At 66.8% G+C, this 25,893-nt stretch carries 27 protein-coding genes and 1 riboswitch; of the genes, 7 read left to right on the top strand and 20 right to left on the bottom strand.

Annotated features, from left to right (window positions below; all coding sequences use genetic code 11):
- Positions 1-31: 31 nt before the first annotated feature.
- The 8 genes from AUL32_RS10535 to AUL32_RS10500 all read right to left on the bottom strand — a co-directional run bounded on the left by AUL32_RS10535 (position 32) and on the right by AUL32_RS10500 (position 8,554).
- Positions 32-1,465: an HD-GYP domain-containing protein gene (locus tag AUL32_RS10535; RefSeq protein ID WP_062114600.1), complete on the bottom strand. Its 1,434-nt coding sequence runs from the start codon at positions 1,463-1,465 to the stop codon at positions 32-34.
- Between the two features lie 273 nt (positions 1,466-1,738).
- A complete protein-coding gene (locus AUL32_RS10530; protein WP_061972837.1) occupies positions 1,739-2,272 on the bottom strand; it encodes a MucR family transcriptional regulator in 534 nt (177 codons plus the stop codon).
- 369 nt (positions 2,273-2,641) lie between these two features.
- Positions 2,642-3,316 (bottom strand): thiaminase II, encoded by a 675-nt coding sequence (gene tenA / locus AUL32_RS10525; RefSeq protein WP_061972835.1) that lies wholly within the window; start codon positions 3,314-3,316, stop codon positions 2,642-2,644.
- On the bottom strand, positions 3,313-3,963 hold the full coding sequence (locus tag AUL32_RS10520; RefSeq protein WP_062114597.1) for a TenA family protein: 651 nt from the start codon (positions 3,961-3,963) through the stop codon (positions 3,313-3,315). The genes tenA and AUL32_RS10520 overlap by 4 nt, the downstream gene beginning before the upstream one ends.
- Positions 3,960-4,778: a bifunctional hydroxymethylpyrimidine kinase/phosphomethylpyrimidine kinase gene (gene thiD / locus AUL32_RS10515; RefSeq protein WP_062114594.1), complete on the bottom strand. Its 819-nt coding sequence runs from the start codon at positions 4,776-4,778 to the stop codon at positions 3,960-3,962. The genes AUL32_RS10520 and thiD overlap by 4 nt, the downstream gene beginning before the upstream one ends.
- On the bottom strand, positions 4,775-5,719 hold the full coding sequence (locus AUL32_RS10510) for an ABC transporter substrate-binding protein (protein WP_374700945.1): 945 nt from the start codon (positions 5,717-5,719) through the stop codon (positions 4,775-4,777). Before AUL32_RS10510 ends, thiD begins: the two co-directional genes overlap by 4 nt.
- Complete coding sequence (locus AUL32_RS10505) at positions 5,716-6,501, bottom strand: ABC transporter permease (protein ID WP_062114589.1); 786 nt, start codon at positions 6,499-6,501, stop codon at positions 5,716-5,718. The genes AUL32_RS10510 and AUL32_RS10505 overlap by 4 nt, the downstream gene beginning before the upstream one ends.
- Positions 6,502-6,639: 138 nt before the next feature.
- A riboswitch (TPP riboswitch) is annotated at positions 6,640-6,741 on the bottom strand.
- 442 nt (positions 6,742-7,183) lie between these two features.
- Positions 7,184-8,554 carry a UDP-glucose dehydrogenase family protein gene (locus AUL32_RS10500; RefSeq protein WP_156421424.1) on the bottom strand — a complete coding sequence of 457 codons (1,371 nt, stop codon included), beginning with the start codon at positions 8,552-8,554 and terminating at the stop codon, positions 7,184-7,186.
- Positions 8,555-8,864: 310 nt separating this feature from the next.
- Here AUL32_RS10500 and AUL32_RS25220 point away from each other — a divergent pair, with 310 nt between their 5' ends.
- A complete protein-coding gene (locus tag AUL32_RS25220; RefSeq protein ID WP_156421423.1) occupies positions 8,865-9,026 on the top strand; it encodes a hypothetical protein in 162 nt (53 codons plus the stop codon).
- A 7-nt stretch (positions 9,027-9,033) separates the two neighbouring features.
- Here the strand turns inward: AUL32_RS25220 and cysQ are convergent, their stop codons facing one another.
- The 12 genes from cysQ to AUL32_RS10440 all read right to left on the bottom strand — a co-directional run bounded on the left by cysQ (position 9,034) and on the right by AUL32_RS10440 (position 20,688).
- Positions 9,034-9,834, bottom strand: a complete 801-nt coding sequence (cysQ, locus tag AUL32_RS10495; protein WP_062114638.1) for a 3'(2'),5'-bisphosphate nucleotidase CysQ — start codon at positions 9,832-9,834, stop codon at positions 9,034-9,036.
- A 126-nt stretch (positions 9,835-9,960) separates the two neighbouring features.
- A complete protein-coding gene (locus AUL32_RS10490; RefSeq protein WP_244493197.1) occupies positions 9,961-10,590 on the bottom strand; it encodes a sugar transferase in 630 nt (209 codons plus the stop codon).
- A 726-nt stretch (positions 10,591-11,316) separates the two neighbouring features.
- Positions 11,317-11,649: a hypothetical protein gene (locus AUL32_RS10485; RefSeq protein WP_062114585.1), complete on the bottom strand. Its 333-nt coding sequence runs from the start codon at positions 11,647-11,649 to the stop codon at positions 11,317-11,319.
- 186 nt (positions 11,650-11,835) lie between these two features.
- Complete coding sequence (locus AUL32_RS10480; protein WP_061972825.1) at positions 11,836-12,360, bottom strand: chemotaxis protein CheD; 525 nt, start codon at positions 12,358-12,360, stop codon at positions 11,836-11,838.
- Position 12,361: 1 nt separating this feature from the next.
- Positions 12,362-12,754 (bottom strand): response regulator, encoded by a 393-nt coding sequence (locus AUL32_RS10475; RefSeq protein ID WP_061972823.1) that lies wholly within the window; start codon positions 12,752-12,754, stop codon positions 12,362-12,364.
- An 18-nt stretch (positions 12,755-12,772) separates the two neighbouring features.
- Positions 12,773-13,837 (bottom strand): protein-glutamate methylesterase/protein-glutamine glutaminase, encoded by a 1,065-nt coding sequence (locus tag AUL32_RS10470; protein ID WP_280137575.1) that lies wholly within the window; start codon positions 13,835-13,837, stop codon positions 12,773-12,775.
- Complete coding sequence (locus tag AUL32_RS10465) at positions 13,834-14,736, bottom strand: CheR family methyltransferase (RefSeq protein ID WP_082659512.1); 903 nt, start codon at positions 14,734-14,736, stop codon at positions 13,834-13,836. Before AUL32_RS10465 ends, AUL32_RS10470 begins: the two co-directional genes overlap by 4 nt.
- A 2-nt stretch (positions 14,737-14,738) precedes the next feature.
- Positions 14,739-15,203, bottom strand: a complete 465-nt coding sequence (locus AUL32_RS10460) for a chemotaxis protein CheW (protein ID WP_061972822.1) — start codon at positions 15,201-15,203, stop codon at positions 14,739-14,741.
- A gap of 6 nt (positions 15,204-15,209) precedes the next feature.
- Positions 15,210-17,489 (bottom strand): chemotaxis protein CheA, encoded by a 2,280-nt coding sequence (locus tag AUL32_RS10455; protein ID WP_062114582.1) that lies wholly within the window; start codon positions 17,487-17,489, stop codon positions 15,210-15,212.
- Positions 17,490-17,501: 12 nt separating this feature from the next.
- Positions 17,502-17,867, bottom strand: coding sequence for a response regulator (locus tag AUL32_RS10450; RefSeq protein WP_061972819.1), 366 nt, complete (start codon positions 17,865-17,867; stop codon positions 17,502-17,504).
- On the bottom strand, positions 17,867-18,709 hold the full coding sequence (locus AUL32_RS25975; protein ID WP_244497787.1) for an STAS domain-containing protein: 843 nt from the start codon (positions 18,707-18,709) through the stop codon (positions 17,867-17,869). The genes AUL32_RS10450 and AUL32_RS25975 overlap by 1 nt, the downstream gene beginning before the upstream one ends.
- On the bottom strand, positions 18,709-20,688 hold the full coding sequence (locus AUL32_RS10440; RefSeq protein WP_062114579.1) for a methyl-accepting chemotaxis protein: 1,980 nt from the start codon (positions 20,686-20,688) through the stop codon (positions 18,709-18,711). The genes AUL32_RS25975 and AUL32_RS10440 overlap by 1 nt, the downstream gene beginning before the upstream one ends.
- A 469-nt stretch (positions 20,689-21,157) precedes the next feature.
- Between AUL32_RS10440 and AUL32_RS10435 the strand changes: the two genes are divergently transcribed.
- The 6 genes from AUL32_RS10435 (at position 21,158) to AUL32_RS10410 (ending at position 25,888) form a co-directional block, all read left to right on the top strand.
- Positions 21,158-21,436 (top strand): STAS domain-containing protein, encoded by a 279-nt coding sequence (locus tag AUL32_RS10435; RefSeq protein WP_061972815.1) that lies wholly within the window; start codon positions 21,158-21,160, stop codon positions 21,434-21,436.
- 62 nt (positions 21,437-21,498) lie between these two features.
- On the top strand, positions 21,499-21,867 hold the full coding sequence (locus AUL32_RS10430; protein ID WP_061972814.1) for a response regulator: 369 nt from the start codon (positions 21,499-21,501) through the stop codon (positions 21,865-21,867).
- 5 nt (positions 21,868-21,872) lie between these two features.
- Complete coding sequence (locus AUL32_RS10425) at positions 21,873-23,918, top strand: chemotaxis protein CheA (RefSeq protein ID WP_062114576.1); 2,046 nt, start codon at positions 21,873-21,875, stop codon at positions 23,916-23,918.
- A gap of 11 nt (positions 23,919-23,929) precedes the next feature.
- Positions 23,930-24,394 carry a chemotaxis protein CheW gene (locus AUL32_RS10420; protein ID WP_061972810.1) on the top strand — a complete coding sequence of 155 codons (465 nt, stop codon included), beginning with the start codon at positions 23,930-23,932 and terminating at the stop codon, positions 24,392-24,394.
- Positions 24,395-24,465: 71 nt separating this feature from the next.
- A complete protein-coding gene (locus AUL32_RS10415) occupies positions 24,466-24,987 on the top strand; it encodes a chemotaxis protein CheW (RefSeq protein ID WP_061972809.1) in 522 nt (173 codons plus the stop codon).
- 73 nt (positions 24,988-25,060) lie between these two features.
- Positions 25,061-25,888, top strand: coding sequence for a CheR family methyltransferase (locus tag AUL32_RS10410; RefSeq protein ID WP_192845083.1), 828 nt, complete (start codon positions 25,061-25,063; stop codon positions 25,886-25,888).
- The last annotated feature ends 5 nt before the right edge of the window (positions 25,889-25,893 follow it).

The following is a 25,893-nucleotide window of genomic DNA, read 5'->3' as shown; positions in this document are numbered from 1 at the left end:
TGCTCTCTATTCCTTATGCCGGGCTGTCGCCTCAGGCGACGATGCGCAGCGGCGCCGCGCTTGCCGCGATCGATCCGTCCTGCCGCAGCTCTTCCGCCGAGCCGGCGCCGATCAGCGAGGCGTCGATACGGGCCAAGCCGAGCTTCAACGCCTCGACGCAGACGGGGTCCACCGCCGTTCCGCTGTCGGTATCCAGGATCGCCAGCGCCCGGCTGACCGGCATGGCCGCGCGATAGGGCCGATCGGCCGTCAGCGCGTCGAAAATATCGGCCACCGTCACGATACGGGTTTCCAGGCCGATCTCATCGCCCTTCAGCCCCAGCGGATAGCCCTTGCCGTCGAGCCGCTCGTGATGGCCGCCGCCGACTTCGGCCAGTTCCGCGAAGGCCGAGATTTGCGAGAGGATGGTGCGGCTGTGGCTGGAATGCTGGCGCATCACGGCGAACTCCGCGTCGGTCAGCGGCCCCGGCTTGTCGAGGATCGTGTTGGACACGCCGAGCTTGCCGATATCGTGCAGCAGCGCCGCGCGCTTCATCCAGCGCCGCCGGTCGGCCGAAAAGCCCAACGTCTCGCAGATCAGGTCCGTGAACAGAGCGACGCGCTTGCAATGCCCCGAGGTGAAGGGGCTCTTGGAATCCACGACCTCCGCGAAGGCCTCGGCGATGTCATCGAGATAGTCCTCGTCCACGAAGGCGGAGCGGTCCTCGTGCGGGGGAAAGAGATCGGCCTCCGCGCCTTCCAGACGCGACCAGAAGTCGGGCTGGGCGGCGCAGGCGCGAAAGGCGGCAACGAGACCGGGGTCGAACCACCGCCCGCTGCGCGCCTCCACCTCGCCCAGCGCCGCCTCGCGCCCGGCGCCGCGATGAAATACGTCCGCCACCTGGGACAGGAGAGCGATGCGCGCGAAGAGCGGAATGGCCTCGCCGGTCTTCCCCGCCGGCCGTCCCTTGCCGTCCCAATGCTCGTCCAGCGCATGAATGCCGCTGGCGACGCTTTCCGAAAAGCGCAGGCGCCGGGCGATGCCCGCGCCCCGGTCGCAGCGCGTTTCGATCAGCTCGTTCGAGATGTCGCCGCCGTGGCGAAAGATATGGGCGATGGCGCGGAAGCGCTCGGCAAGGCCTGCGGTCAGGCCGGTCTGCTCGATGACGAAGCGCAGTACCTGCGGCAGGCCATCGTCCAGCCGCTTGAATTCGCGTTTGAAGGCGAGATCGTCCGCGAGATAAAGCTGGCAGAGCCGCGCCGCGTTGGAGGAGCAGCCGAGATCCTTGAGGGTGACGGTGTAGCGAAGCTCCTGAAGCGTCGCCTCGTCCAGCCCGATGGCGGCACCGATGCGCGTGCCGATGAAGGAGGCTCGCACGCAATGGCCGGCCGGCTGGCCTTCGGTGAGATCCAGCGCGTGGCTGAGCGCGCCGATCAGCTCTGACAGGCGGATGGAGGACGCGAGGCGCGGAAAGGCTGGACGCATGGAAACCGGCGGCTGACAGAGCTGCCGACAGTCTTAAGCCACGGACACTTAAAGCGCGTTTAGGGGAATGGCGAAAAAGCGCGGGGTTGGCGACGGCGAGGCGAGCCGCGCTGGAATTCCGGCTTGCGCTAGCCTCGGGGTACGGCCTCATGGCGCCCCGCGCGCGCCGTCTCACACCGCCTGTCCCCCAACGCAAATCGTCCCCCGGCAGGAGCCTGCCGGGGGACGATGCGGTCGGATCGGAAGAGCGAAGCGCTCAGGCGAGCAAAGCGCTCAGGCGTCGGTGTCGGCCGCGGCCTTGCTCTTGCGCGGCGCGCGGCGCTTGGCGGACTTTTCCTCAGCGGGCGCTGCTTCGGGCTCCGGCGCGGGCGTCGGCTCGACGACCGCTTCGGGGGCCGCGATCTTGCGGCCGAGACCGATGCTCTTGGCCAGCTCCGAGCGCTTGGCCGCATAGTTGGCGGCCACCATCGGATAGTCGGCCGGCAGGCCCCACTTCTGACGATAGGCCTCGGGCGTCAGATCATAATGTGTCATGAGATGGCGCTTCAAAGATTTGAATTGCTTACCATCTTCGAGGCAGACAATATAATCCGGCGTCACCGACTTCTTGATCGACACGGCGGGCACTAGCGGCGCCGCCTCGGCTTGCGCTGCCTCTGTGGGGGTGTCGAATTTCAGCGCGTCAAAGACGATGCTGATCAGGCTGGGCAGATCATCGCGCGGAACGTGATTGTTGCTAACATAGGCTTTGACGATCTGCGCCGCGAGATAACGCTGGGACGACACCTGATCCGAATTGTCTTCCATGTCCTGACAGACCCCTTACAAGATGGATAGCCACGGCCGGCTGGGCAGAAAAATAACTGATCGTGTATTTGCCTTTATCACTCTTGTATTTCAAGCCGGCATCGAGAATTTCTTAGACCTTTTGCCGCAGGAGAGGGCATCGGAGACGAGATCGGCTGCCGCGCCCATCGAAAAACGCGTATCGCGCCTGTCGATACGCGCATAAGGCGAAAGATCAACCCCAAATCGAATCACTCAAATTCTTGGAAAAAGACGGATTGGGTGAAGTAGGCGGAGCAAATCCTTTTGCTCCCGTAGCAAAGATCGCGGCCAGAACGCCGGATCATTCAGGGTTATGATTGCAAGAACTCTTGCAACCCATAAGCCTTGTCAGGCGTCGGACCCGAGGCCCATCTGCCAGAAATCGCGCTCCAGCCGACAGGCCGTCGCGAACAGACCCACCAACTCCTCGAAGCGGCGCTCCGTCATCGAGCGGGCGGCGAGGTCTTCGAGATGGAGGCGCGCCGCCTCGGCGACGCCCTGATAGGCCTCGCCCGCATATTCCCCGATCCATTCGCGATAGGGATGATTCTCCAGATGCTCCGGCCCGAGCGAAGCGGCCAGCCGCGCGCCGATCTCGCCATAGCCGATGACGCAAGGGGCGAGCGCGGTCTGAAGGTCTAGCAGGTCGCCCGAGGCGCCGCAGTCGAGCACGAAGCGCGTGTAGGCGGTGGTGGCGGGCTCCTCGCGCGCCTGCTCCAGATCCCGCGCCGACAGGCCCCAGCGCTCCGACAGGCGAAGATGAAGGTTCAGCTCGACATCCAGAATGGCCGAGAGGCCCGTCTGCGCCCGGCGCATGTCGGCCAGCGAGCGGCTCTTGTAGGCGGCGAGCGCGTTGGCTCGGGCGAATTGGATCAGGAACAGGTAGTCCTGCACGAGATAGCGGCGAAAGGCGCTCTCCGGCAGGGCGCCGACGCCCATGTGCCAGACGAAGGGATGGTTGACATAGCCGTCCCAGTCTTCCTGCGCCGCCGCCTTCAATCGTTCGAAGACGGTGCCGGTCATCGACCGGTCTCCCGGTAGGCGGCGTCGAAGAAGCGGCGCTCCAACGCCACCGCGCGGCCGAACAGATCCTGACACAGCGCGGCCTCGGCCGGACCCACCCGGTCGAGTTCGGCGCGCAGGAAGGCCACGAAGTCGCGAAAGCCGGGATTGTCGTGCAGCGTGATCCATTCCCGGTGGACGAAGCTCTCGGGCAGGGGCGCGACGGCGCGCGAGGCCCAGTCGAGATAAAGCCATTCGGCCACCGTCAGCACGCTGAGCGCTGCGGCATAGGAGCGCCGCTCCGCCGCCTCGCGCATCAACCCCTTGAAGCCGGCGGTGGCCTCCGTGTCCGGCTCGCCGGCGCGCCGCTCGGCGGAAACGCCGAGCGCGGTGAAGGCGCGCTCGAAATAGGTGTTCTCTTCGCCCGCCACCAAGCCGGCGAAGCGGGCAAGGCGCAGCCGCGCCTCGAACCGATCGCTCGCCGCCATGGCCGCGCCGATCAACGTCAGAAAGGCGTCGAGAAAGCGGTGATCCTGGATGAGGTAGTCCGCCATGATGTCTGGCGCGACGGTGCCCTCTATGAGCTCGCGGGTGAAGCGGTGCCCCGCCGCCTCGCTCCAAAGCGGCTCTGTGCCGGCGCGCAGCTGGTCGGTGAAGCGAGGGCTCATGAGACGTCCTGTCCGGCCTTGGGCCAAAGCGCGTGGAAGTGATGCACGGGACCACGGCCCGAGCCAAGGCGCCAGGCGGCGCCGGCCGCGAGCGCGGCCTGGAGATAAAGACGCGCCTCGCGCACCGCGCTTTCGAGGTCCAATCCCTTGGCAAGGCCCGCCGCGATGGCCGCCGCCAGGGTGCAGCCCGTGCCATGGTCGTTGTTCGTCTCGACTCGTGGAAAGGCAAGGCGCAGCAGGCTAGAATTGGACACGAGAAGATCGACGCTGTCCGGCCCTTCGCGGTGCCCCCCCTTCATGAGAACGGCGCGCGGGCCGAGGGCGAGCAGCCGCTCGCCCTGCCCGAGCATGGCCTCCTCGCTCGCGGCAGGCTCAGTGCCCAAGAGAAGGGCGGCTTCCGGCAGGTTGGGGGTCAGCACGTCGGCGAGCGGCAGAAGCTCTTCGCGCAGCGCCTCCAGCGCGTCCGCGTCGATCAGCCTGTCGCCCGAGGTGGCAATCATGACCGGGTCCACGACGGCGCGCCGCCCATGGGCGCGCAGGCGCTCGGCGATCGTGCGGATCACCGGCTCGCTCGACACCATGCCGATCTTGATGCCGCCCACCGTGAAGTCGCCGAGCACGGCGTCGATCTGCGCGGCGACGATGGCGGGGGGGAGCGTCTCGACGGCGGTGACGCCGCGCGTGTTCTGCGCGGTGACGGCGGTGAGAACGCTGGTGCCGAAGACGCCAAGCGCGGAGAAGGTCTTGAGATCGGCCTGGATGCCCGCGCCGCCCCCCGAATCCGAGCCCGCGATGGTCAGCGCGACCGGGATCACCGCTTCAGCTCCACCGCATAATCCGCGATCGGCGGCACGGCGGGGATCAGCCCCTTGTCCTTGAGGAAGCCGGCGAAGCGGTTCATGCCGGCCGTGTCCAGCGCGCCGGGGCGCTTGGCGAAGCGCGGCAGCGTGTCGGCGAAGGCGGTGCGGTTCAGCGTGTCGTCGAGATCGGGATAGGCCTTGAGGAAAAGCTGAAGCGCCTCGTCGGGATGGTTGGTGAGGAAGAGCGTCGCCTCTTCCACCGCGTCGAGGAAGCGCGGCAGGCGCGGGTCGGTGGCCAGATCGCGGCGCGTGACGTAGATCAGCTCGTCATAGGGCGGCACGCCGTTCTCCTCGGGAAAGAAGAAGCGACCCTCGTGCTTTTCGAGCCGCATCTGCGTCGCCTCGAAATTGCGATAGGAGCCGATCGTGGCGTCCACATTGCCGGCGCTGAGCGAGGCGGTGAGCGCGAAGTTGACGTTCACCAGCTCGACGTCGGGCAAAGCGAGGCCGGCCGAGCCGAGCATGGCGGAGAGAACCGCCTCCTCCACGCCCGCAACGGAATAGCCGATGCGCTTGCCCTTCAGATCGGCCAGCGTCTTGATCGGCCCGTTCGCCAGCACCGCGACCGTGTTGAGCGGCGTTTCCACCAGCGTGCCGAAGCGCACGAGCGGCAGCCCGGCCGCATGGTCGAGCATCAGGCTCGGCTGGTAGTGGAGTGCGATATCGGCCTGGCCCGCCGCCAGAAGGCGCGGCGGCGCGGACGGGTCGGCCGGCGGCACCAGTTCCACGTCCAGCCCGTGGCTGGCGAAGATGCCCTTCTCCTTGGCGACGACCAGCGGCGCATGGTCGGGGTTCACGAACCATTCGAGCAGGACGGTCAGCTTGTCGGCTGCGAGAGCCGGCGTCGCCAGGAGCGAGACGGCCAGCGCGGCGGCCGAGAGGAAAGGACGCATCAGGAGGACTTTCTTCGAAGGAGGGAGGGAAAGGGGGAGGGGCCGCTTTCGGCGGCCCAAGGGGCGAGGCGGGGGGCGAACTCGTCCACCAGTGCGCGCAGCGCCAGCGTCATCGCGGCGAGGATGGCCAGCGCCGCGAACATCAGGTCGGTTTGCATCCGGGCATTGGCCTGGATCATCACGAAGCCGAGCCCGCCCGAGGCGCCGACCCATTCGCCGATCACCGCGCCGAGCGGGGCAAGGGGGGCGGCGACGCGAAGGCCGGTGATCAGCGCCGGCATGGCGAGCGGAATGCGAACGAAGCGCAGCGTCTGCCAGTGGCTCGCCACGGTGAGCGCGGTGGCGTCGAGCAGTTCGGGCTCGGTGCGTCGCAGCCCGTCCGCGAAGGCCGAGGCGACGGGAAAGAACAGAACCAGCGAGGCCATCATGACCTTCGAAGCGAGGCCGAATCCGAGCCAAAGCACGAGCAGGGGCGCCAGCGCGAAGACCGGCATGGCCTGGAGCACGAGAAGCAGCGGCCAGGCCACGCGCCCGAGGCGCGGCCAGAGCACCACGCCAAGCCCCGCCAGCGCGCCGGCCAGCGAGCCGAATAGGAGGCCGAGCACCGTCTCGATCAGGGTCAGCCAGCCATTGGCCAGAAGAAAGCCGGCGCGTGTCCAGAGCACCTCGGCGACCCGAAGCGGCCCGGGCAGCATGTAGGGCGGCGGCTGCGCCAGCGCGACGAAGAGCCCCCAGGCCAGAAGCACCGCTAGAAGCCCGAACAGGGTAGCGCGAAGGGCGCGCATATCGGCCTAGACCCCGCAGCAGGCGAGGCGGGGCCAGTCGGGGCGGCAGGGCGGATGGTGGCGCATGCGATCTCCTCAGCCCCAAAGCAGGGTCCGCAAGAGATCCGGAGTGAAGCGAAGAAGGTGCGCGGGCAGCAGAGCGCCGCCCATTCCCGTTCCTACGCCGGTATGACCCGGATCAGGTTCAAGGGTTCGGCTCCCGCCATCTCAGCGCCTCGCGGCACACCCCTCGGAATGAGCCAAGTGATGCCGGCCTCGTTCTGCTTTGTCAACCGAAGCGCCCAGGGGGGGGGGCGGCCCAAAGCGTGCCGTTCGACGGCGGAACGGTGCCGCGTGATGCCTCGTCGTTCGCGTGCCGCCAAACGCTCGGGATGCGAGAACGTATCGGCGAAGACGAGCAACAGTCCCAGTGTCCATAGCGACAGACGAACCTCTGCCCGTGTGGAACGGCTCGCCTTTGGACGGCGGCGGAACGTCGCCAAACTGCCGGACCCGACCGGGTCGTAAGCAGTCTCTTGGGACTTGGAACGAAACCTACCGGGATTGGATGCCTTGAGCCCTTTGTCCCGCCCCGTCGTCGCGCTTGCTTGAGCGAAGCCACCGGCATCCCTCAAGCCTTGCTCTTCGTGAACAGGCCAAAATCCCTAGCCCATCCTCTGCCCACCGGTCTCGTCCCGATGTCTCAGGCCGGCAGAAGCTCGGGCGCGGGCACGCCGGCCCGGCCGATCGAGAGATAACCGAGCCCCGCCTTCGCCACTTCGGCCGGCACGAAGACGTTTCGGAAGTCGACGATCATGGGCGTGCGCAGGAGCCGCTTGTAGTCGGCCAGCGGGCGCTCGGCGAACTCGCGCCATTCGGTGGCGAGCACGCAGAGATCGGCCCGGTCCAACGCGGCGTCCATGCTCGGCGCATAGTCCACCGCCTCGCCCAGAAGCTCGCGCGCATGGTCCATGCCCTGCGGGTCGTAGGCGCGCACCAGCGCGCCCTGGCCGGCGAGCTGTTCGGCCACCAGAACGGCCACGCTGTCGCGCACGTCGTCGGTCTCGGGCTTGAAGGTGAGACCAAGCAAGGCGACCGTCTTGCCACGCACGTCGCCGCCGGCGGCCGCCACGACCTTGGCCACCATGCGATGCGGCCGGGCGCGGTTCACCGCGATCACGGCCTCCACGATGGTCGCCGGGCTCAGCGCCTTCTCGCCGATATGGACCATGGCGAGCGTATCCTTCGGGAAGCAGGAGCCGCCATAGCCGGGGCCGGGCTGCAGGAAGGCGCGGCCGATGCGCTTGTCCGAGCCCATGCCGCGCGAGATGTCGGAAATATTGCCACCGACCTTCTCGCAGATGTCGGCCATCTCGTTGATGAAGGAGACCTTCGTCGCCAGAAACGTGTTGGCGGCATATTTGATGAGCTCGGCCGAGACGATGTCGGTCGAGATCAGCTCGAAGCCCTGGGCGGTGAACGGGCGGTAGAGCGCCTCCATCATGGCGCGGGCGCGCTCCGTTTCCGTGCCGACCACGATGCGGTCGGGCTTCATGAAATCGGACAGCGCGTTGCCCTCGCGCAGGAATTCCGGGTTCGAGGCGATGTCGAAATCCAGCGTCGGATTTTCGCGCGCGATGATCCGCTTGATCTCCATGCCCGTGCCGGCCGGCACGGTGGACTTCGTCACGATCACGGCCGGGTGACTCAGCGCGCGGGCGATGTCGCGGCTGGCGGCGAAGACATATTGAAGGTCGGCATTGCCGTCGAGCTTGCGGGTCGGCGTGCCGACCGCGATCATGACGATGTCGGCGCCCGATACGGCTTCCGCGATATTGGTGGTGAAGCCCAGGCGACCGGCTGCCGCGTTGCGGTGGACGACCTCGTCCAGCCCCGGCTCGTAGATGGGAATGAGGCCGGCGCGCAGCTTCTCGATCTTGGCCGGAACCTGATCGACGCAGATGACATGGTGACCGGCCTCGGCCAGGCAGGCGCCGGAAACGAGACCGACATAGCCCGTGCCGATCACGGCGAGTTTCAGGGCGGAGCGTTCGGGGAGCGGCATGTCGTGCATGGCACAATCCATCCTTGGCTAAGTCATGATCGCCGAACTGCTTCTTCGCAGATGCAGCATGGAACTCGTGCTCTTTTACGCGCTGCGCTTCTCACCCGCAATCAACGCGAAGGCGAAACTTTATTCTTTATTTACTGTGTTCCGTCGAAGCCGACGCGCGCGGCTTGCTCGCCGAAAGATGGACGCAATTTGACGGATCGACGCAAGTATCCGTTCAGCCCTGGGGCTTAGTCTCTCAAAACAGGCACGTGTCGGCTCGGCTCCTTAAGGGGTGCCGTCGTCGGCGAGCGCAGCAAGGCGAGGTTTCGAGATGTCCCATTTGACGGCAGGTTTCGCGCCCGGTCTGGTTGGCGCTTCGAACAGTCGGGCAAGCGACGCGCACGAGCGGCTGAAGCCGGCGAAGGGCATCCTCCTCGGTCTGGCGATCTCGTCCGGCTTCTGGGCCGGGCTCGCCGTTCTGGTTCTGCGCTGACCGCGCCTTACCCGAGGGTTCTGTGTAAGCCGGGGTCACCGATCGCCAGAAAGGCGCCGTTCTCGAAGTCGGTGTCCTGGCAAATGCCTCGCTTGCCATAGCGCAGGGGCTGCCCGTCGGGTGTGATGACGCGTCCGCCGGCGCTTTGCAGAATCGCCTGCCCCGCTGCCGTGTCCCATTCCATGGTGCGGCCGAAGCGGGGATAAAGATCGGCCTCGCCCGCCGCCAAGAGGCAGAATTTCAGGGACGACCCGCGCGAGGCGACATCGCAGATCGCATGGCGATCCAGCCAATCCGTGGTCTCGGTCGAGCAATGCGAGCGGCTGGCGACGGCCACCGGCGGATGCGGCGCCGGGCGCACGCTCATGGCGCGACGCGAGACGACCTCTCCTGCTTCGACCTCTCCCTGCCACGCGTTTTCGCCTTCGCCTGCGAACACACGGCCGAGGCAGGGGGCGTAGATGACGCCGAGCGTCGGCGTCCCGTCCTCCACCAGCCCGATATTGACGGTGAACTCGCCGTTGCGGCCGATGAACTCGCGCGTTCCGTCCAGCGGATCGACCAGGAAGAAGCGGGAGCCGATGGCGGGAACGCGGCCCTCGGCGGCTTCCTCTTCGGCGACAACGGGTATGTCGGGGAAATGGCGGCCGAGCGCGTCCAGAAGAATCGCCTCGGCCACGCGGTCCGCCTCCGTGACGGGGCTTCCGTCCGGCTTGGTTTCCACAGAGGCCCCGCGCTCGTAGACCGCCATGATGGCGGCTCCTGCTCGCAACGCTGCGGAAACGATAAGATCGAGGCGTTCAGACATGACGATGCCGGACATTCCTTTGATCGGACGGCCCGGCTCTTAACGTGTGCTGCCCAAGGCGCCAAGGGCAATGGGCGGTATCGCAGGGTCTCGAAGCCGCGCCGGAGCGCGGCGTGAGGTCAGACTTTAGCAGCTGCCGTCGCGCTTGAGAACGACGCCGATCGTCTTGAAGAGAATGCGCAGGTCGAGAAGGATCGACCAGTTGCGGACATAGTAGCTGTCGAACTTCACGCGGGAGCCGTAGCTCGTGTCCGAGCGACCATTGACCTGCCACATGCCGGTGACGCCGGGGCGAACACGCTTGTAGGCGGAGATGCGGTGCGAATAGCGCGGGATCTCGTCGTCGACGATCGGGCGGGGGCCGACGAGGCTCATGTCGCCGCGCAGCACGTTGATGAGCTGGGGAAGCTCGTCGAGGCTGGTCTCGCGGAGAATTCGGCCAAGGCGGGTAACGCGCGGATCGTTGCGCAGCTTCTGCGAGGCTTCCCATTCGGCCTTCGCGACCGGATCGCTCTGCAGCAATTTTTGCAGCAGTTCGGCCGAGTTGGTCGCCATCGACCGGAACTTGAAGCAATGGAAGTGCTTGCCGTCGAAGCCGACGCGCTTGTGGCCGAAGAAGATCGGACCGGGATCGGTGATCTTCATCAGCATCATGATGAAGAGCATCAGCGGGCTGAGAATGACCAGCGCGCTGGCCGCGACCAGGATGTCCAGGCCGCGCTTCGCGTGGCCGCCCAGCGGCACGTAGGCTGCCACGGGTACGTCCTTGCTGACATCAGTCAGGGATGAGAACTTTGCCATGCCCATGCCTCGAAACGGTTGGTTCGTGTGTGGAGAGCTTTATGGCGTGGAGGCCACTATCGGCAAGCAACTCTACGCAACCTGGGCCTACGTTGGCAATAATTGGTTAACCTTCGTTATAGGTAACCTACCGAAGGATCATCCGCTCTGTTCTTACCCGTTCGAGTTGTGATGAAAGAATTCGTGGAAGAAGATCATGGTGACTTCTGATGCCCAATCCGATCAGTGAATGTCGATCTGCTTGCTTTGGAGGATGATTTTTCGACCGCAATGTAAACAATGATTAACTTTAAATGGGTTTGCAGTGCAATACGATGAGAGCTGAACTGTCGGACGACAAAGGGAGTATCCTTAAGCGATAATAAGTATAGATGGCCTCGGGCTGCCTGATATGAATCGAAGTGTACAAGCCTGTAAGGAGGATGGCGAAAATGAGAACTTCACCCGATCGGGGTATCTCAAGGGTACCTTACGAAAGCATAGGGTCGTAACGGAGCCCGATTTTTGCAGTTGCTCCCATCGAGTTCTCACGCGCGTTGTGCTCTGCAGCAAAACGTGATCTTCGACATAAAACGTGATCGAAAAATTGGGGTTTGAAAGCGCGTTCACCCAAATGAATCGATTTTTATCCCCGGTTTAACCTCGAAAACACGTCCGATGTGGCTTGGGCAGCACGTGCCCTCAGAAGAAATCGACCTCGCCTGATTCGGTATTCTCTTCGGCATCGCCCAAAAGGCGGGCGCGAAGACCCGACAGGGTCATGGGCTCGAAACAGGACGCTGGCGCGAAAGCATCACCCGCCGAGCCGGAGAGGCATTGGAGCAGGCCGGAAAGCTCGCCCAGATGCTGGGAGGACGTATCGATTGCCTGGGCGGTGACGAGCGCCTCGGTCGAGGGCCCGGAGCCCGCCTCCACAAGGGCGTGAAGCGAGCGCACGGCTTCGGCTTGGCGCGACAATTCCTGCCCGATCCGCTCGAGCACGAGCGACAGCGAAACAGCGGAAGGCTGGGACATGAAACTCTCCTTGCCGCCTCGTTCGGCGGTCTTTCAGGATAGGCGCAAGGGGAGCGGCCGCGGCCGGAAATCCCTCGGCGGATCGGAGCGGGCATGTCGCACGCCAAAGTGCGGTGCAGCAAGGCCTGGGCTGGGATGCGAGGGCTGAAAGGCGACGCCCGTTCGACACCGCCATGGATCATGGAATCAGAAGAACTCGACCTCACCCTGCACCGAGGATTCGGCCGGGACAGGCGGGGGAGCGGGATCGGGAACGTCGATGAAGCGCTGGCGGGCCCGCCCGCCGACGGGCCAGAACTCGACGCGTCGGACTTTCGTCCCGCCCAGGCTCGCGCTGACGAGCGGGATGTTTTCCATCGCCAGGAAGCGCTTGGCGAAGGCGCAGTTGTCGGCGCCGATCTCGCCCCGGCTCATGCCGGTGCTGGCGCCGCCGAAGAGCTTGCCGAGCAGGCGCTCGCGCCGGGCGCCGCGCTCCAGGAGCCCGTTCACCAGAAGCTCCATGAGATAGACGCCGTAGCGCTCCGACGCGCCGCTGCAGGTCCCACCGTCGCCGGCCAGAAGGAAGTGGTTCATTCCACCGGCCGGCGCGAGGGGATCGAAGATGCAGGCCGTGACGCACGAGCCGAGCACGGTGGTCAGGCAGGTCTTCGCGCTGGTCGCGACGCGGATCTCACCCTGAGGAACGTGAATTCGGCTCTCGCTGTTCGGCATGTCAGGGCAGGTTGCCGGTCACCGCCTGGATGGCCTTCTGCAGCGCCGCCGGCTGCACGGGCTTGGGCAGGTAGTTGTTGACGCCGAGCTTGATCGCGCGCTGCAGCACTTCGCGGTCGCCCGAGCCCGTCAGGAGGATGAAGGGCGTGATGCGCGTCGCGGGATAGGTGCGGATCGCCTGCAGGAGCTGAAGCCCGTTGAGCTTGGGCATGTTGTAGTCGGACACGACGATATGGGCCGGGCTCGACATCATCATCTTCAACGCCTCCTCGCCATCCTTGGCGAAGGGGATGTTGGCGAAGCCGATCTGTTGCAGCGCGTCGCGCATCAAGAGACGGCTGGTGGTCTGGTCGTCCACGATCAGGATCTTGATCGTCTGCTTGGTGAGCGACATGGGCGTCAGGCTTTCGTGTCAGGCGCCGAAGACGGCGCGGTGTATGGTTTCGAGCGGATGCTCCTCGTCGATGGCTCCGAGCGAGAAGGCCGCACGCGGCATTCCGTAGACGAGGCAGGATTCCTCATTCTGGCCGATTGTCCTCCCTCCGGCTTTACGAATCTCCAATGCACCCTGGGCTCCGTCGCTGCCCATGCCGGTTAAAACGACGGCAAGGCTTCTATTTCCGAAACGACGGGCGACGGAGTGAAAGAGAACGTCAACCGACGGGCAATGTCCGCTGACGGGAGCCGCCTCCACGAGGGAGCAGGTCGGCACGGCACCCAGCGCCATCAGGTGCCGCTTGCCACCGGGCGCGATGTAGATATGGCCGCGCTCCAGCGTCATTCCGTCCTCGGCCTCACGCACGCTGGCGGGCGAAAGCCGCTCCAGCCGCTGAGCGAAGCCGCGCGTGAAGCCGGCGGGGAGATGCTGCACCACGAGCGTCGGCGGCGCGGTGGCGGGCCAGTCCGAAAACAGCTCGGTCAAGGCCTCGATGCCGCCGGTGGAAGCGCCGATGGCGATGATCTCGGGCGTGCTCTTGCCCGGGGCAAGGCTTGCCGTGGTTCGGGGCAAGGCGGTGCGCGGCGCCGCCGGGGCGCGCGCGAGCCGCGCCGAGATGCCCTGCAGCCCCTGGCGGGAGGCCGCCGCCATGCGAAGCGTGTGGCCGAGCCGGGCGAAGGCCTCGTCCTTTGCCCGGCGCGGCTTGGCCAGGCAGTCGAACGCGCCGATCGACAGAGCCTCGATCGCCGTCGCGGTGCCGGGGCCGGTCTGGTTCGACACCATGACCACCGGCATGGGGCGCAGCCGCATGATCTTTTCCAGGAACTCGATGCCCTGCATGCCCGGCATCTCGACGTCGAGCGTCACCACGTCGGGGTCGAGCGCCTTGATCGCCTCGCGTGCCTCCGCCGCCGTGCCTGCCTCGCCGACGACCTGGATGTCGTCCTCCTCGCGCAGGGCGGTTCGGATCAGCATGCGCATGGTGGGCGAATCGTCGATCACCAGCACGCGGACCGGCGCGGTTCCAACCGCCCGCATCATGCCGGAAGTCTCCGATAGGTCGTGGTGGCCTCGTGGGTGAAGAGCTTGGCCGCCGGGCCGGTGAGGCGCTCGGAATGGCCGGCATAGAGCCAGCCGCCGGGCCGGATGTGCTGGCCCATGCGCGACCAGAGCGATTCGCGCAGCGGCTGGTCGAAATAGATCGCGACGTTGCGAAAGAAGACGATGTCGAACTGCCCGTTCATCGGCCATTCGTCCAGAAGGTTCAGCTCGCGGAAGGTGACGAGCGAGCGCAGCTCGGGCCGCACCTGGAAGAGGCCGTCCTCGTTCGGGGGCAGAAAGCCGAGCTGGCGGTCGGCCGGCGAAAGAACCGCCAGCGTCGCCTCGTCGTAGAGCCCGGCGCGCGCGGTGGCCAGAACGTTGCGGTCGATGTCGGTCGCCAGGATCTTGACGTCGTGGCGGCCACAATCGGGCGCCACGGCGAGGATCGACAGGGCGATCGAGTAGGTCTCATGCCCCATGGAGCAGCCCGCGCTCCAGATCCGCACCCGACGCCCGCGCGCCGCCTCGGCCAGAAGGCCGGGCAGAACCTCGCGGCGCAGATGCTCGAAATGGTGCGGCTCGCGCAGGAAGAACGTGTAGTTGGTGGTCAGCGCCTCCACCATCTTCTGCAGTTCGGCCGTGCCCGCCGCGGAGCTGACGAGATCGCAATAGCTCGCGAAGGACGTCAGGCCGACCGCCCGGAGCCGCTTTACCAGACGCGAATAGACCAGCGAGGTCTTGGCGTCTCCCAGATGGATGCCGGCCTCGTCGCGAATGATCCGGGCGATGCGGCCGAACTCCTTCGGCGACAGGTCCGGATCGTCGCTCGCCTTCCCCAGGGGCGAAGAGGCGGGCCCCAGAGACGGCGTGGGGCCCGATGGGGACAGGGCGGGCGCCATGGCTAGTTCAGCCGCAGGCGCTCGGGCAGCATGCGCTCGGGCATGATCCGGGCGATCATCCGCTCTTCCATGGCGATCACGGAGGAAACGAAGGCCTTGGCCGAATCCTGCGCCAGGTCCGGCGCGCCCTGCATCAGCTCGGGCGAGATGGACAGGATGTCGGACACCGCGTCCACCAGAAGGCCGAAGGTCTGGTCCTCGGCCTGGACGACGATGATGACGTGGCGCGGGGTCGGGTCCTCCAGCGGTAGGCCGAGCCGGGCGGCGAGATTCACCACCGGCAGAACCGTGCCGCGAAGGTTGATGACGCCGAGGATGTAGTGCGGCGCATGGGGCAGGGTGGTGGCCGGCGTCCAGCCCCGGATTTCCCGCACCGCCTTGATATCGACGCAGAATTCTTGGGGACCGACGCGGAAGGCGACCATCTCGACGCCGTAGCCGATGGATTTGCGGGCCGTGTTCGACATGATGGTTTACTCCGCCGCGACGTTGTCGATACCGAAGATGAAGTTGTCGAGCGTCCGGTCGCCCGCGATGGCCTCGACATCGACGATCAGCGCCACGCGCCCCTCGCCCGAGATCGTCGCCGCCGAAATGCCGTGAACCGGACGGTAGTTCTTCTCGAGACTCTTGATGACGACCTGCCGCTGGCCGCGGATGTCGTCCACCAGAAGCGCTACGCGGCGGTTGTTGTCGCAATCCACCAGCACGGCGACGGAGGTGAGGGGGTCCACCGGGTCCTTGCGGTAGCCCAGCGCCACGCCGACATCGATGAGCGGCACGATCTGGTCGCGTACATGCACCGTGCGCCCCTGGCCGACATACTGGACGTCGCCGGGCTGGGGGCGGAAGGTGAAAACGATGGTGCTGAGCGGTATCACCAGCGTCTCCTCCTCGACGCGCACGATCATGCCTTCGAGCACGGCCAGCGTCAGCGGCAGGCTCATGGTGAAGGCCGAGCCGAGGCCGGGGCGCGAGGAGATGGACAGGCGTCCGCCGAGCGCCTCGATCGATGACTTCACCACGTCCATGCCGACACCGCGCCCGGAAATGGCCGAGACTGTGGTGGCGGTGGAGAAGCCCGGCAGCATCACCAGCTGGTCGGTTTCCTCGTCGGAGAGAACCGCGTCGGCCGGGATCAGGCCCTTGTCGATGGCGATCTGCTTGACCTTGGGCCGGTTGATGCCGCCGCCGTCGTCCGAGATCTCGATGATGATGCGGCCCGAGCGATGGGCGGCCGAGAGCGTCACCGTGCCCTCCGCCGGCTTGCCCTTGGCGACGCGGTCGTCCGGCTTTTCCAAGCCGTGGTCGATCGCGTTGCGGATCATGTGGGTGAGCGGATCGGACAGGCGTTCCACCACGGTCTTGTCGACCTCGGTGTTCTCGCCATGGGTGACGAAGTTGACCTTCTTGCCAGTGGCCGAAGCGGTTTCGCGCACGAGGCGCGGCATGCGCTGGAACACCGACTTCACGGGCTGGGCGCGCACGGCCATGACGCTGTCCTGCAGCGTGCGGGTCAGGCGGTCCAGTTCCTCGATCGAGCTGACGACCTCGGAGCCGGTGGGAAGCCCGGCTTCCTCGACCTTCTGGGCCAGCATGGTCTGCGTGGTGACGAGTTCGCCGACCAGATCGATCAGCTTATCGACGCGGTGCAGTTCGACGCGAATGACGACGGCGGGCGCTTCGGCCTCGCCCTTGCTGCCGGCTTTACCCTTGTCGTCCTTGTCGTCCTTGCCCTCGGCTTTCGCGGGCTCAGACGTTTCGGGGGCCGGCTTCAGCGAGGGGAGGGGGGAGCCCTCCGCGCTGTCGGTGGATTCGGAAGGCGCTTCGGTCGCGATCTCGCCCTGCAGGCGGGCAAGCAGATCGGCAACCGACAGGCCGCCCGCATCGTCGCCGCCGATCGCGCCGAAATCGGGCACGGAACCGCCGCGCGCCTTGATCTCCAAGTCGCAGTCCCATTCGGCGAATTCGAAGATCTCGCGGACCTTGGCCTCGGTGGCGTTCTCGCCGTCGAGCTCCACCTCGAAGGCGAGATAGGCGCCTTCCGGGTCGATCGCGTCGAGCAGCGGCACGTCCGAAATGTCGCAGCGAACCGTGGCCTCGCCGAGCGCTGCGACCTCGCGCAGGAGAACCGCCGCCTCGTTGGCCTTGGCGTAGAGGTCCTTGCGCGGCCGGAAGCTGATGCGGATCGCCGGGCCGTCTTCCTCGCCCTCGCTCGCGGCCGCGTCTTCGCCGAGGCCTCCGCCCAAGCCGGTGCCGAGGCCCATCGCGCCCCAGTCCATGGCGATCGGCGTGAACTCGAAATCGGCCAGGCTCAGGCCGCCGTCGCCCTCGTCGTCGTCATCCGCCGCCGAATGGCCGCCCTTGGGGCCGCCGATCAGCGCTTCCAGTTCGACGATCAGCTCCTTGGAGCGCTCCTGGTCGCCATCGCCGCCGTCGCGGCCGGCGGCCACGAGATCGCGCAGATGGTCGGCCGAGCGCAGCATGACGGGCATCACCGTTCCGTCGGCGGCCAGCCGATGGGAGCGAACCTCGTCGAGAACGGTCTCGAACGTGTGGGCGAACTTGACGAGCTTGTGCAGGTCGAAGGCGCCCGCGCCGCCCTTGATGGAGTGCACCGCGCGGAAGACGCGGTTCACCGTGTCGTCGTCGGTCTCGCCGCCTTCCATGGCGGTGAGGCCGTCCTCCAGCTCCTGAAGCTGGTCGTCGCATTCTTGAAAGAAGACGACCCTGATTTCGTCAAGTGCGCTCATGGGCGGGGTTCCTCAGGCGACGACGCGGTTGATGGCGGCGATCAGCCGGGCGGGATCGAACGGCTTCACGATCCAGCCCGTGGCGCCGGCGCGGCGCGCGCGGTCCTTCTTGGCGGTGTCGCTTTCCGTGGTCAGGACGATGATCGGAATGGCGCGCTTGGCGGCGTCGAGGCGCACCGCCTCGATGAATTCCAGCCCGTTCATGCGCGGCATGTTGATGTCGGTGATGATCGCGTCGGGCTCGCTGGCGCCCAGCACTTCCAGCCCATGCAGTCCGTCCTCGGCCTGCAGGACCGTGAAGCCGGCCGGCTCCAGCGCCGAGCGCAGAAGCTCGCGCATGGTGCGCGAATCGTCGACGGTGAGGATGGTCTTGGACATCAGGCGGCCTCCCTCTGGAGCAGCTCGTCGCAGGTGAGGCCCATGAGGCCGAGGTCGCGCTCGAAGGCCTCGGACACGCCGCTCAGGCGAAGCGGAACGCCGTCCGCGACCCAAGTGCGGTTCGCCGAGATCAGAAGCTGGAGGCACTGGCCGCCGAGCCGCTTCACCGCGCTGGCGTCGAGCGCAAGCGGCGTGCCGCGATGGGCGAGAAGCGTCGTGTGCAGCCCGGCCGAGGCGGTGATGTCGAGCACCGGCGGGAGCGCCAGCACGGCCTCGCCCTCGACGGGCTCGGACGCCGCCGCAGGGGCGGGCTCGGCCGCAGACTCGCCGGGAAACGCGCTGAGGCTGGCCAGAAGAGCGGCCATCTCGGCATCGACGTTCGCCGAGCCTTCCGCTTCGTCCGCAGGCGCGTCCGCAAGGGATGCCTCCTGCAGGGCCGCCGGGGCGGCATCGTCCATCCCGGCGTCGGACATCTGCATGTCGGGCGCCTCGAACTCGGCCGCTTCGAACGAGGGTTCCTCGAGTTCGGCCGTCTCGACATCCGCCGTGTCGAGGCTGAGGGCCTCGATCTCGGAGGCGTCGAGTTCCGCCACGTCCGTTTCCTCCGCGACGTCGATCTCGGAAGCCTCGATCTCGGAGGCTTCGACTTCCGACGCCCCGATCGGAAGCGCGTCGCTTTCGGGAGCGGCGTCTTCGCCGGTCGCCTCGTCGGCGCTCTCGTTCTCAGTGGCGGCCATTTCCGCTTCGCTCGCCGCCATCATGGCGAGGATTTCGGGCGGCAGGGCCACGATCAAGTCGTCCGTCCCCTTGGCCGCGTCGGTGGCAGGCTTGTTCGAGTTCATCAGAATTCCTCCCAGCCCAGTTCTTCGGCGGCAGCGCTCGCGGCGGCGGCCGGAGCGGCGGCAACGGCGACCGCGATGGGCCGGGGTGCTGCCTGCTCAACCGCGCGGGGGGCGGGCGCCGGTGCCACTTGGGGCTTCGTCGCCGTCTTCATGGCGGCGGACATGGTGCGCAGCTGCGCCACGACGCCGTTCGTGGTGTCGACCTGGAACGAGGACACGAGGCGGCCCAGCTGTTCGGTCTCGGAGCGCAGCGACAGCGTGGCGGCGGTGGTTTCCTCCACCATGGCCGCGTTCTGCTGCGTCACGCGGTCCATCTTGTTCACGGCGTCGTTGACGTCTGCGATGCCGATCGACTGCTCGCGGGCGGAGCCGGCGATTTCCTGAACCAGGGCGTCGATCTGCGTGACCTGCGAGGCGATGCGCGTCAGCACCTCGCCCGAGCGGTTCACGAGGTCCACGCCGTTGCCCACATGCGTGGAGGACGCGCCGATCAGCGTCTTGATTTCCTTGGCCGCTTCCGAGGAGCGCTGCGCCAGGGCGCGCACTTCCAGCGCCACCACCGCGAAGCCGCGGCCGGCATCGCCCGCACGAGCCGCCTCGACACCGGCGTTCAGCGCCAGGAGGTTGGTCTGGAAGGCGATCTCGTCGATCACGCCGATGATGCGGGCGATCTGCTGCGAGGACTTCTGGATCGCGTTCATCGCGTCCACCGCCTCGCGCATCACCTCGCTGGAGCGCTCCGTGTCCTGGCGCGCCACGGCGACGGAGGAGGCGACGGAAGCGGCGTTCTCGGCCGAGTGCTTCACCGTAGCGGTGATCTCGTCCAGCGCCGAGGCCGTCTTGTCGAGGCTGGCGGCCTGCTGCTCGGTGCGGCGCGACAGGTCGTCGGCGGCATGGCCGATCTCGCTCGTGCCGTTGGCGATCGAGGACACCGACTGCGCGACGCGCCCGACCATGTCGTGCAGATGCGTGGCGGCGGCGTTGAACTCGTTGCGCAGCTTGGTGTAGCGCGGCGGGAACTCGGCCTCGATGCGGCAGGTGAGGTCGCCTGCGGAGAGGCGCGTCAGCGCTTCCTGCAGCGCGTCCACGACGCCGGCCTGCTCGCCCACGGCGCGCAGGCGCTCGCTCTCGGCCTCGCGCTGCTTGGATTCGCTGTCGCCGCGCACGCTGTCCAGCTCGGCTTCGAGGGTGGCGAGCTTCTGGCGGGCCTGGCGCAGGGCCGCGCCGGTCCGCGCCACGGCGCCGATCTCGTCGCCGCGCCCGGCCGCCGCGATCTCGCCGTCCGACTTGCCTTCGGCCAGACTCGCCAGTTCCTGGCTGGTGCGGCGGAGCGGCGAGGCGACGCCGCGAACGAGGAGCGCGCAGGACAGGCCGGCCAGAACCATCGGGAAACCGAGGGCCAGCGGCAGCGTGGTACCGTAGGCGGAGCGAAGCTCGGCCTGGCGCGCGGCGGCGCCGGCGAGCGCCAAATCGTCGCTTTCGCGAAGCGAGCGCACCAGCGCCAGCATCGGGCCGGCATCGGCGCTGTCGGCTGCGGAAATGGTCGCGTCCGCGCGGGTCTTGGCGGAGAGGGGCGCCTGCGGCGCGCTGGCCACGAGACGCTCGACGTCGAGGCGGAAGTCGGCGTCGAGGCTCTTCAAGCGCTCCAGACGGGCGGCGTCCGTGCCGTTCTCGAAGCGATTCTGAAGCGAGGCGGCGGCGGAGGCCATGTCCTGGCCGGCGCTCTTGAAGCGGGCCTCGGCGGAATCATTGGGCTGATGGATCAGGGCGAGCGCCGCGTTGCCGCGCGCCGCGACGGCCCGCTCCAAGGCATCCGTCGCCCGGGCCCGTTCCAGAAGATCCTGATAGGAGGCGGTGGCCGCGTTGGACGCGGCGACGCTCTGGTGGATCGCGGCGCCGCCCATGCCGAAGCCTGCCGCCGTCACAGCGAAGGCGAGAAGGAGCTTGCGCGATGTGGGGATGTTCTTGAACGCGAGCATGGCGTCTCCGGAGCAGGCGCGTGCGGCGACCGCGATTGGCGAAACGGGTTGAACGAGCGTCCGGCGCGGAACGGGATCGGCGGCACGTCGCCTTGAGCGGCGAGGGAGCCGAGCGTCCAGGGCCGGCCTGTTCGCCGACCGCATCCGATTTGGATTCGATCGTCTTCGAGTCTCGTTGTAACAACCAACCTATAAAATTGTGTTGAGTGGCACTCGCTGGATTCAGGGAAGCATTCGTTAAGTTTGCTGCTTTCCAAATAGGCGCGTCGGCCGGCATACTGCTTGGCACGCCTCGCGCGATCTTTGCATGCGAGCTTTCCTTCGGGAAGGATTCATTAAGTGAGGCCGGAGGCGAAGAAAAGCTTCCGTTGACTCTGAGCGGACGAAGTATCGGGCGGCTCTCGGATTTAACGGCTACGCAATCTGTTTCAGACATTTTGACGAGGTCCGAAAGCGAGGCCAAGTCGCGATGTCTTCTTCAACCAACACAATCGCCCTGTCCGGCTCCTACGAGCTGTCCCGTCTCGCCGAGTTGCGCACGGAACTGCTCGAGTTTTCGGGACAAAATCCCGAAGGGCCGGTTCATCTCGACCTCGAAGCCGTGGATCGCGCCGATGTCGGCCTCGTCCAGCTTCTGGCGAGTTTTGGCGCCTCGCTCTCGGCCAAGGGACGCGAGCTGACGCTCGCCCTGTCCGGCGCCGTCGAGACCCTGTTCCAACGTGCCGGCGTTCCCGTGCCCGGTCGCTGATCGCGGCCTTTCTTCCTTCCTCCTCCCGAACGTTCAATCCCGTACCCAGAAAGGTGCAGTCCGTGACAAAGTCCGTACTTTGCGTCGATGACTCCGCCAGCATTCGTCAGATGGTGTCGTTCACGCTCGAAAGCGCCGGCTACGCGCCCGACACGGCCGTGGACGGCGCCGATGCCCTGACCAAGCTGGACCAGAACAAGTACCAGCTCATCATCACCGATCTGAACATGCCCAATCTCGACGGGATCGGCATGATCAAGAAGGTCCGCGAAATGCCCCAGCACGCGGGCATCCCGATCGTCATGCTGACGACCGAGTCGGACGAGGGCAAGAAGCAGGAAGGCAAGGCCGCCGGCGCCACGGGCTGGATCGTCAAGCCTTTCGACCAGACCAAGCTGGTCGCCGTCGTCAACAAGCTGATCGGAGCCTGATTTCCATGGGCGGCGATATGCTCGAAGTCTTCCTCAACGAAGCGCGTGATCTTCTGGAACAACTCGAAGCAGCGCTGCTCGACTTGGAAAAGAGGCCGACCGACCGCGAGTTGATCAACACCACCTTCCGCGCTCTTCACACGCTGAAGGGTTCGGGCGGCATGTTCGGTCCTCCGGCCATGGCGGCCTTCGCTCACGAACTGGAAAACGCCTTCGAGAAGGTGCGCCAGGACAAGGCCGCGGTCACGCCCGCGCTCGTCAGCCTTCTTCTCCAGGCGGCCGACCAGATCCGCAAGCTCCTGTTCGAAAGCGACGGCGACCATTCCGCCGAAAGCCGCCGGCTGGCCGACGCGCTTCTGGCCGAGGTCGACGGGGCCGGCATTTCCGCCCCGGCGGCCGCTGCCGCAGCGGCCGCGCCGGTCGCCGCTTCCGCCGGCGAAGGGCTGCAGCGCTTCCGTATCCGTCTGCGCCTCGAGCGCAACGCTCTTTCCTTCGGCACCAATCCTCTGGCGCTGCTGGACGAGCTGCGCGAGCTCGGCCCCTTGAGCGTCGCCGCCGATCTTTCCGCTCTGCCGGGTCTGGAAGAGCTGGTTCCGACCGAGCTCTATCTCGGCTGGGACATGGAGCTTTCCACCTCCAAGGGCCGCTCGGCGATCGAGGACGTGTTCATCTTCGTGGACGGTCCCGACGCGGTCCGCATCGACGAGCTCGCCGACGAGGAAGCTCGGGCCCCCGCCGCTGCCGCGCTGGCTGCCCCGGCCCCGGTTGTCGCCGCGCCCGTTTCCGCCGTGCCCGCCGCGCCTGCGGTCAAGGCCGCCGCGCCCACGCCCGCTCCCGCGCCCAAGCCCGCCAAGGCCGATGGCCCGAGCGAGGGCAAGGCCGCGGCGCAGGAAGCCAATGTGCGCGTGTCCGCCTCGCGCCTCGACATGCTGCTCGACCAGGTCGGCGAGCTGGTGATCGCTCAGGCCCGCCTGTCCGCGCTCGCCCGCAACCGGCACGACCCGGTGCTCACCACGGTGGCCGAGGAGATCGAGCGTCTGTCGTCGGATCTGCGCGACTCCGCCATGGGCATGCGCATGGTGCCGATCGAGACGCTGTTCGGCCGCTATCGCCGCGTCGTGCGCGACATCTCCTCCGATCTCGGCAAGGACATCGACCTCCAGTTCTCCGGCGAGGAGACCGAGCTCGACAAGACCGTGCTCGATCGCCTCGGCGATCCCATGGTCCACATCATCCGCAACTCGTGCGACCACGGCATCGAATCGGCCGAGCGCCGCGAGGCCGCCGGCAAGTCGAAGCGCGGCCTCCTGCGCCTGTCGGCCCGCCAGGCCGGCACGGAAGTGGTGATCACGATCGAGGACGACGGCGCCGGCCTCAATCGCGCCCGCATCCTGGAAAAGGCTCAAGCCGCCGGCATCGTGCCGGAAGGCGTGACGCCGCCCGATCGCGAGATCGACGAGTTGATCTTCCATCCCGGCCTCTCCACGGCGGCCTCGGTGTCCAACCTGTCGGGCCGCGGCGTCGGCATGGACGTGGTGAAGCGCACGATCAACGAGCTGCACGGCACGATCGAGATCGAAACGCGCCCCGGCGAGGGCACGCGCTTCATGCTGCGCCTGCCGCTGACGCTCGCCATCATCGACGGTCTTCAGGTGGCGATCGGCGATGCGCAGTGCATCCTGCCGCTCACCAGCGTCGAGGAATGCGTCGAGCTGGCCGCAGTGGAATCGCGGGCTTCGGGCGGTCGCAACTTCGTCGACATTCGCGGCACGCTCGTGCCGCTCCTGTGGATGAACGAGGTCTTCGGCACCAATGATCGCGGCGCGATCGTGGTGGTCACCGAAAGCGAGGCCGGCAAGCTCGGCGTCGTTGTCGACCAGGTCGTGGGCCAGCACCAGACGGTCATCAAGCCGCTGTCGCCGCTCCATGCCAAGACGCCCGGCCTTGTCGGCGCGACGATCCTGGGCGACGGCGCCGTGGCGCTCATTCTCGACGTGAACCCCCTCGCGCGGTTCGTGGGCCAGCCCCGCGCCGAACGCATCGCAGCCTGACGGAGCGCCCCATGTCGCAGATCACCGAGACCAACGATCCCTCGCTGCAGGACTATCTGACCGTCGCCCTCGGGGACGACCTCTTCGGGATCAAGGTCGCCCTGGTTCACGAGGTTCTCGACCCGCCCGCGATGACCCGCGTTCCCAACGCGCCGGCCTTCGCCCCCGGTCTCGTCAACGTGCGCGGCAATGTCCTGCCGCTCATCGACCTTCGCAACCGCTTCGGCATGGAGCCGACCACGGACACCGAGTCCACCCGGCTCATCGTGTCCGAGGTTGCCGCCGCCGGCGAGACCTTCCATGTCGGCATCAAGACCGATGCCGTGTTCGAGGTCATCCACGTTCGCGCCGCCGAGGTCGAGGCCATGCCGGAATACGGCACGCGCTGGCCGAGCCGCTATCTCGACGGCGTGGTGCGCCAGGACGGACGCTTCGTGGTGCTGCTCGATGTCGAGCGGCTCCTGGAAGACGCCTGAGCCGGCCCCGCCGTCACCCTCACCCTTCATTCCTATGCGCTGCCGCCGAGCCGATTTCACAGGATGAGAGCATGAACACGCCCTTCCAATCCTCCCGCGCCGACGACGAGGACGACGACAGCAACAACGAGATGCTGACCTTCCAGCTGGGCTCGGCCGCCTTCGCGGTGAACGTGCGCCAGGTGCGCGAGGTTCTCGATCACAAGCCGATCCAGCGCATGGCCAACGCGCCCGAAAGCCTGCTCGGCATGATCGACGTGCGCGGCGTCGGCGTCCCGGTGGTGGATCTCAAGCGTCGCCTCGCTATGCCGGTCAGCGAGCATCGCGAGATCGGGCCCGAGACGCGCATCGTCGTCCTCGAGTTCGAGCTGGACGAACATCTCCACACGCTGGCCGTGATCGCGGACGCCGTGCACGAGGTGGCCGATCTGTCCGACCAGACGCTGGAAGCCCCGCCCCATGTCGGCGAGGCCTGGAGCAACGACTTCGTGCAGGGCCTCGGCCGGCGCGGCGAATCCTTCCTGACGCTCCTCAAGGTGGAGAAGCTGTTCGGCGCCACCGATCGCGCGCTTCTCGCAGCAAAGGCGGCCTGAGATCATGCCAGGCGCCGCTCGTTCCCAGACTTTCATCGATCCGGCGCCCGAGGCGATCCCTCAATGGACCCGCGTGGAACTCGGCGACAAGGCCTTCGAAAGCCTTGTCCGCCTCGTCCACGAACATTGCGGCATCACGCTTTCGTCCGTTAAGAAGACCATGCTGGAGACGCGGCTTCGCCGCCGCCTCCACGCCAATGGTCTGGACAATTTCGACGACTACGTCGCGCTTCTTCGCTCCCCCACGGAGCGGGCGCAGGAGTTGCAGAACTTCGTCGACACCGTCGTCACCAACGAGACCTCGTTCTTCCGCGAGCGCACGCATTTCGACTATCTCGACGCGGCCGAACTCGACCGGCTGCTCGCCAATTCCGGCTCGCGCCAGCTGCGCGCCTGGAGCGCGGCCTGCTCGTCCGGGCAGGAGGTCTACACGCTCGCCATGGTGCTCGACGCCGCGTCCGAGGGCGCCGCGCGCTGGGACTGGAACATCCTGGCGACCGACATCTCGGTGAAGGTGCTGACGGCCGCGCGCGAGGCGATCTACCGCGCCGAGGACGTGGCCAACGTGCCCCAGCCGATGCGCGACCGCTACGTGCTGCGCGCAAAGGACCCCAAGAGCGAGGCGGTGCGCATGGCGCCCGAACTGCGCCAGCGCGTCCAGTTCGGCCAGTTGAACCTGATGCACAGCGAGTATCATGTGAAGTCGAAGATGGACATCATCTTCCTTCGCAACGTGCTCATCTACTTCGAGCCCAAGACCCAGGAAGCGGTGGTGGCCAAGCTGTGCCGCCATCTTCGCCCCGGCGGTCTCCTGTTTCTAGGCCATTCCGACACGACGCGCTCCGGCTCGCTGCCGCTGCGGCTCGTTCGCGGCAACATCTATCAGCGTCTGGAGGACTGATCGCC

Origin of the sequence: Aureimonas sp. AU40 (genome assembly GCF_001463785.1) — a bacterium.
In the GTDB taxonomy this organism is placed as follows: Bacteria; Pseudomonadota; Alphaproteobacteria; order Rhizobiales; family Rhizobiaceae; genus Aureimonas.
Note: the sequence above shows the minus strand (reverse complement) of the source record. Positions and strands in the feature narration are given on the sequence as shown.

Bases quoted from the DNA above. Each gene is read 5' to 3' on its own strand.
- AUL32_RS10535 (WP_062114600.1), bottom strand. From the start codon at position 1,465: ATGCGTCCAGCCTTTCCGCGCCTCGCGTCCTCCATCCGCCTGTCAGAG.
- AUL32_RS10530 (WP_061972837.1), bottom strand. From the start codon at position 2,272: ATGGAAGACAATTCGGATCAGGTGTCGTCCCAGCGTTATCTCGCGGCG.
- tenA (WP_061972835.1), bottom strand. From the start codon at position 3,316: ATGACCGGCACCGTCTTCGAACGATTGAAGGCGGCGGCGCAGGAAGAC.
- AUL32_RS10520 (WP_062114597.1), bottom strand. From the start codon at position 3,963: ATGAGCCCTCGCTTCACCGACCAGCTGCGCGCCGGCACAGAGCCGCTT.
- AUL32_RS10505 (WP_062114589.1), bottom strand. From the start codon at position 6,501: ATGCGCGCCCTTCGCGCTACCCTGTTCGGGCTTCTAGCGGTGCTTCTG.
- AUL32_RS10500 (WP_156421424.1), bottom strand. From the start codon at position 8,554: ATGCACGACATGCCGCTCCCCGAACGCTCCGCCCTGAAACTCGCCGTG.
- AUL32_RS25220 (WP_156421423.1), top strand. From the start codon at position 8,865: ATGTCCCATTTGACGGCAGGTTTCGCGCCCGGTCTGGTTGGCGCTTCG.
- cysQ (WP_062114638.1), bottom strand. From the start codon at position 9,834: ATGTCTGAACGCCTCGATCTTATCGTTTCCGCAGCGTTGCGAGCAGGA.
- AUL32_RS10485 (WP_062114585.1), bottom strand. From the start codon at position 11,649: ATGTCCCAGCCTTCCGCTGTTTCGCTGTCGCTCGTGCTCGAGCGGATC.
- AUL32_RS10480 (WP_061972825.1), bottom strand. From the start codon at position 12,360: ATGCCGAACAGCGAGAGCCGAATTCACGTTCCTCAGGGTGAGATCCGC.
- AUL32_RS10475 (WP_061972823.1), bottom strand. From the start codon at position 12,754: ATGTCGCTCACCAAGCAGACGATCAAGATCCTGATCGTGGACGACCAG.
- AUL32_RS10470 (WP_280137575.1), bottom strand. From the start codon at position 13,837: ATGATGCGGGCGGTTGGAACCGCGCCGGTCCGCGTGCTGGTGATCGAC.
- AUL32_RS10465 (WP_082659512.1), bottom strand. From the start codon at position 14,736: ATGGCGCCCGCCCTGTCCCCATCGGGCCCCACGCCGTCTCTGGGGCCC.
- AUL32_RS10460 (WP_061972822.1), bottom strand. From the start codon at position 15,203: ATGTCGAACACGGCCCGCAAATCCATCGGCTACGGCGTCGAGATGGTC.
- AUL32_RS10455 (WP_062114582.1), bottom strand. From the start codon at position 17,489: ATGAGCGCACTTGACGAAATCAGGGTCGTCTTCTTTCAAGAATGCGAC.
- AUL32_RS10450 (WP_061972819.1), bottom strand. From the start codon at position 17,867: ATGTCCAAGACCATCCTCACCGTCGACGATTCGCGCACCATGCGCGAG.
- AUL32_RS25975 (WP_244497787.1), bottom strand. From the start codon at position 18,709: ATGAACTCGAACAAGCCTGCCACCGACGCGGCCAAGGGGACGGACGAC.
- AUL32_RS10440 (WP_062114579.1), bottom strand. From the start codon at position 20,688: ATGCTCGCGTTCAAGAACATCCCCACATCGCGCAAGCTCCTTCTCGCC.
- AUL32_RS10435 (WP_061972815.1), top strand. From the start codon at position 21,158: ATGTCTTCTTCAACCAACACAATCGCCCTGTCCGGCTCCTACGAGCTG.
- AUL32_RS10425 (WP_062114576.1), top strand. From the start codon at position 21,873: ATGGGCGGCGATATGCTCGAAGTCTTCCTCAACGAAGCGCGTGATCTT.
- AUL32_RS10420 (WP_061972810.1), top strand. From the start codon at position 23,930: ATGTCGCAGATCACCGAGACCAACGATCCCTCGCTGCAGGACTATCTG.
- AUL32_RS10415 (WP_061972809.1), top strand. From the start codon at position 24,466: ATGAACACGCCCTTCCAATCCTCCCGCGCCGACGACGAGGACGACGAC.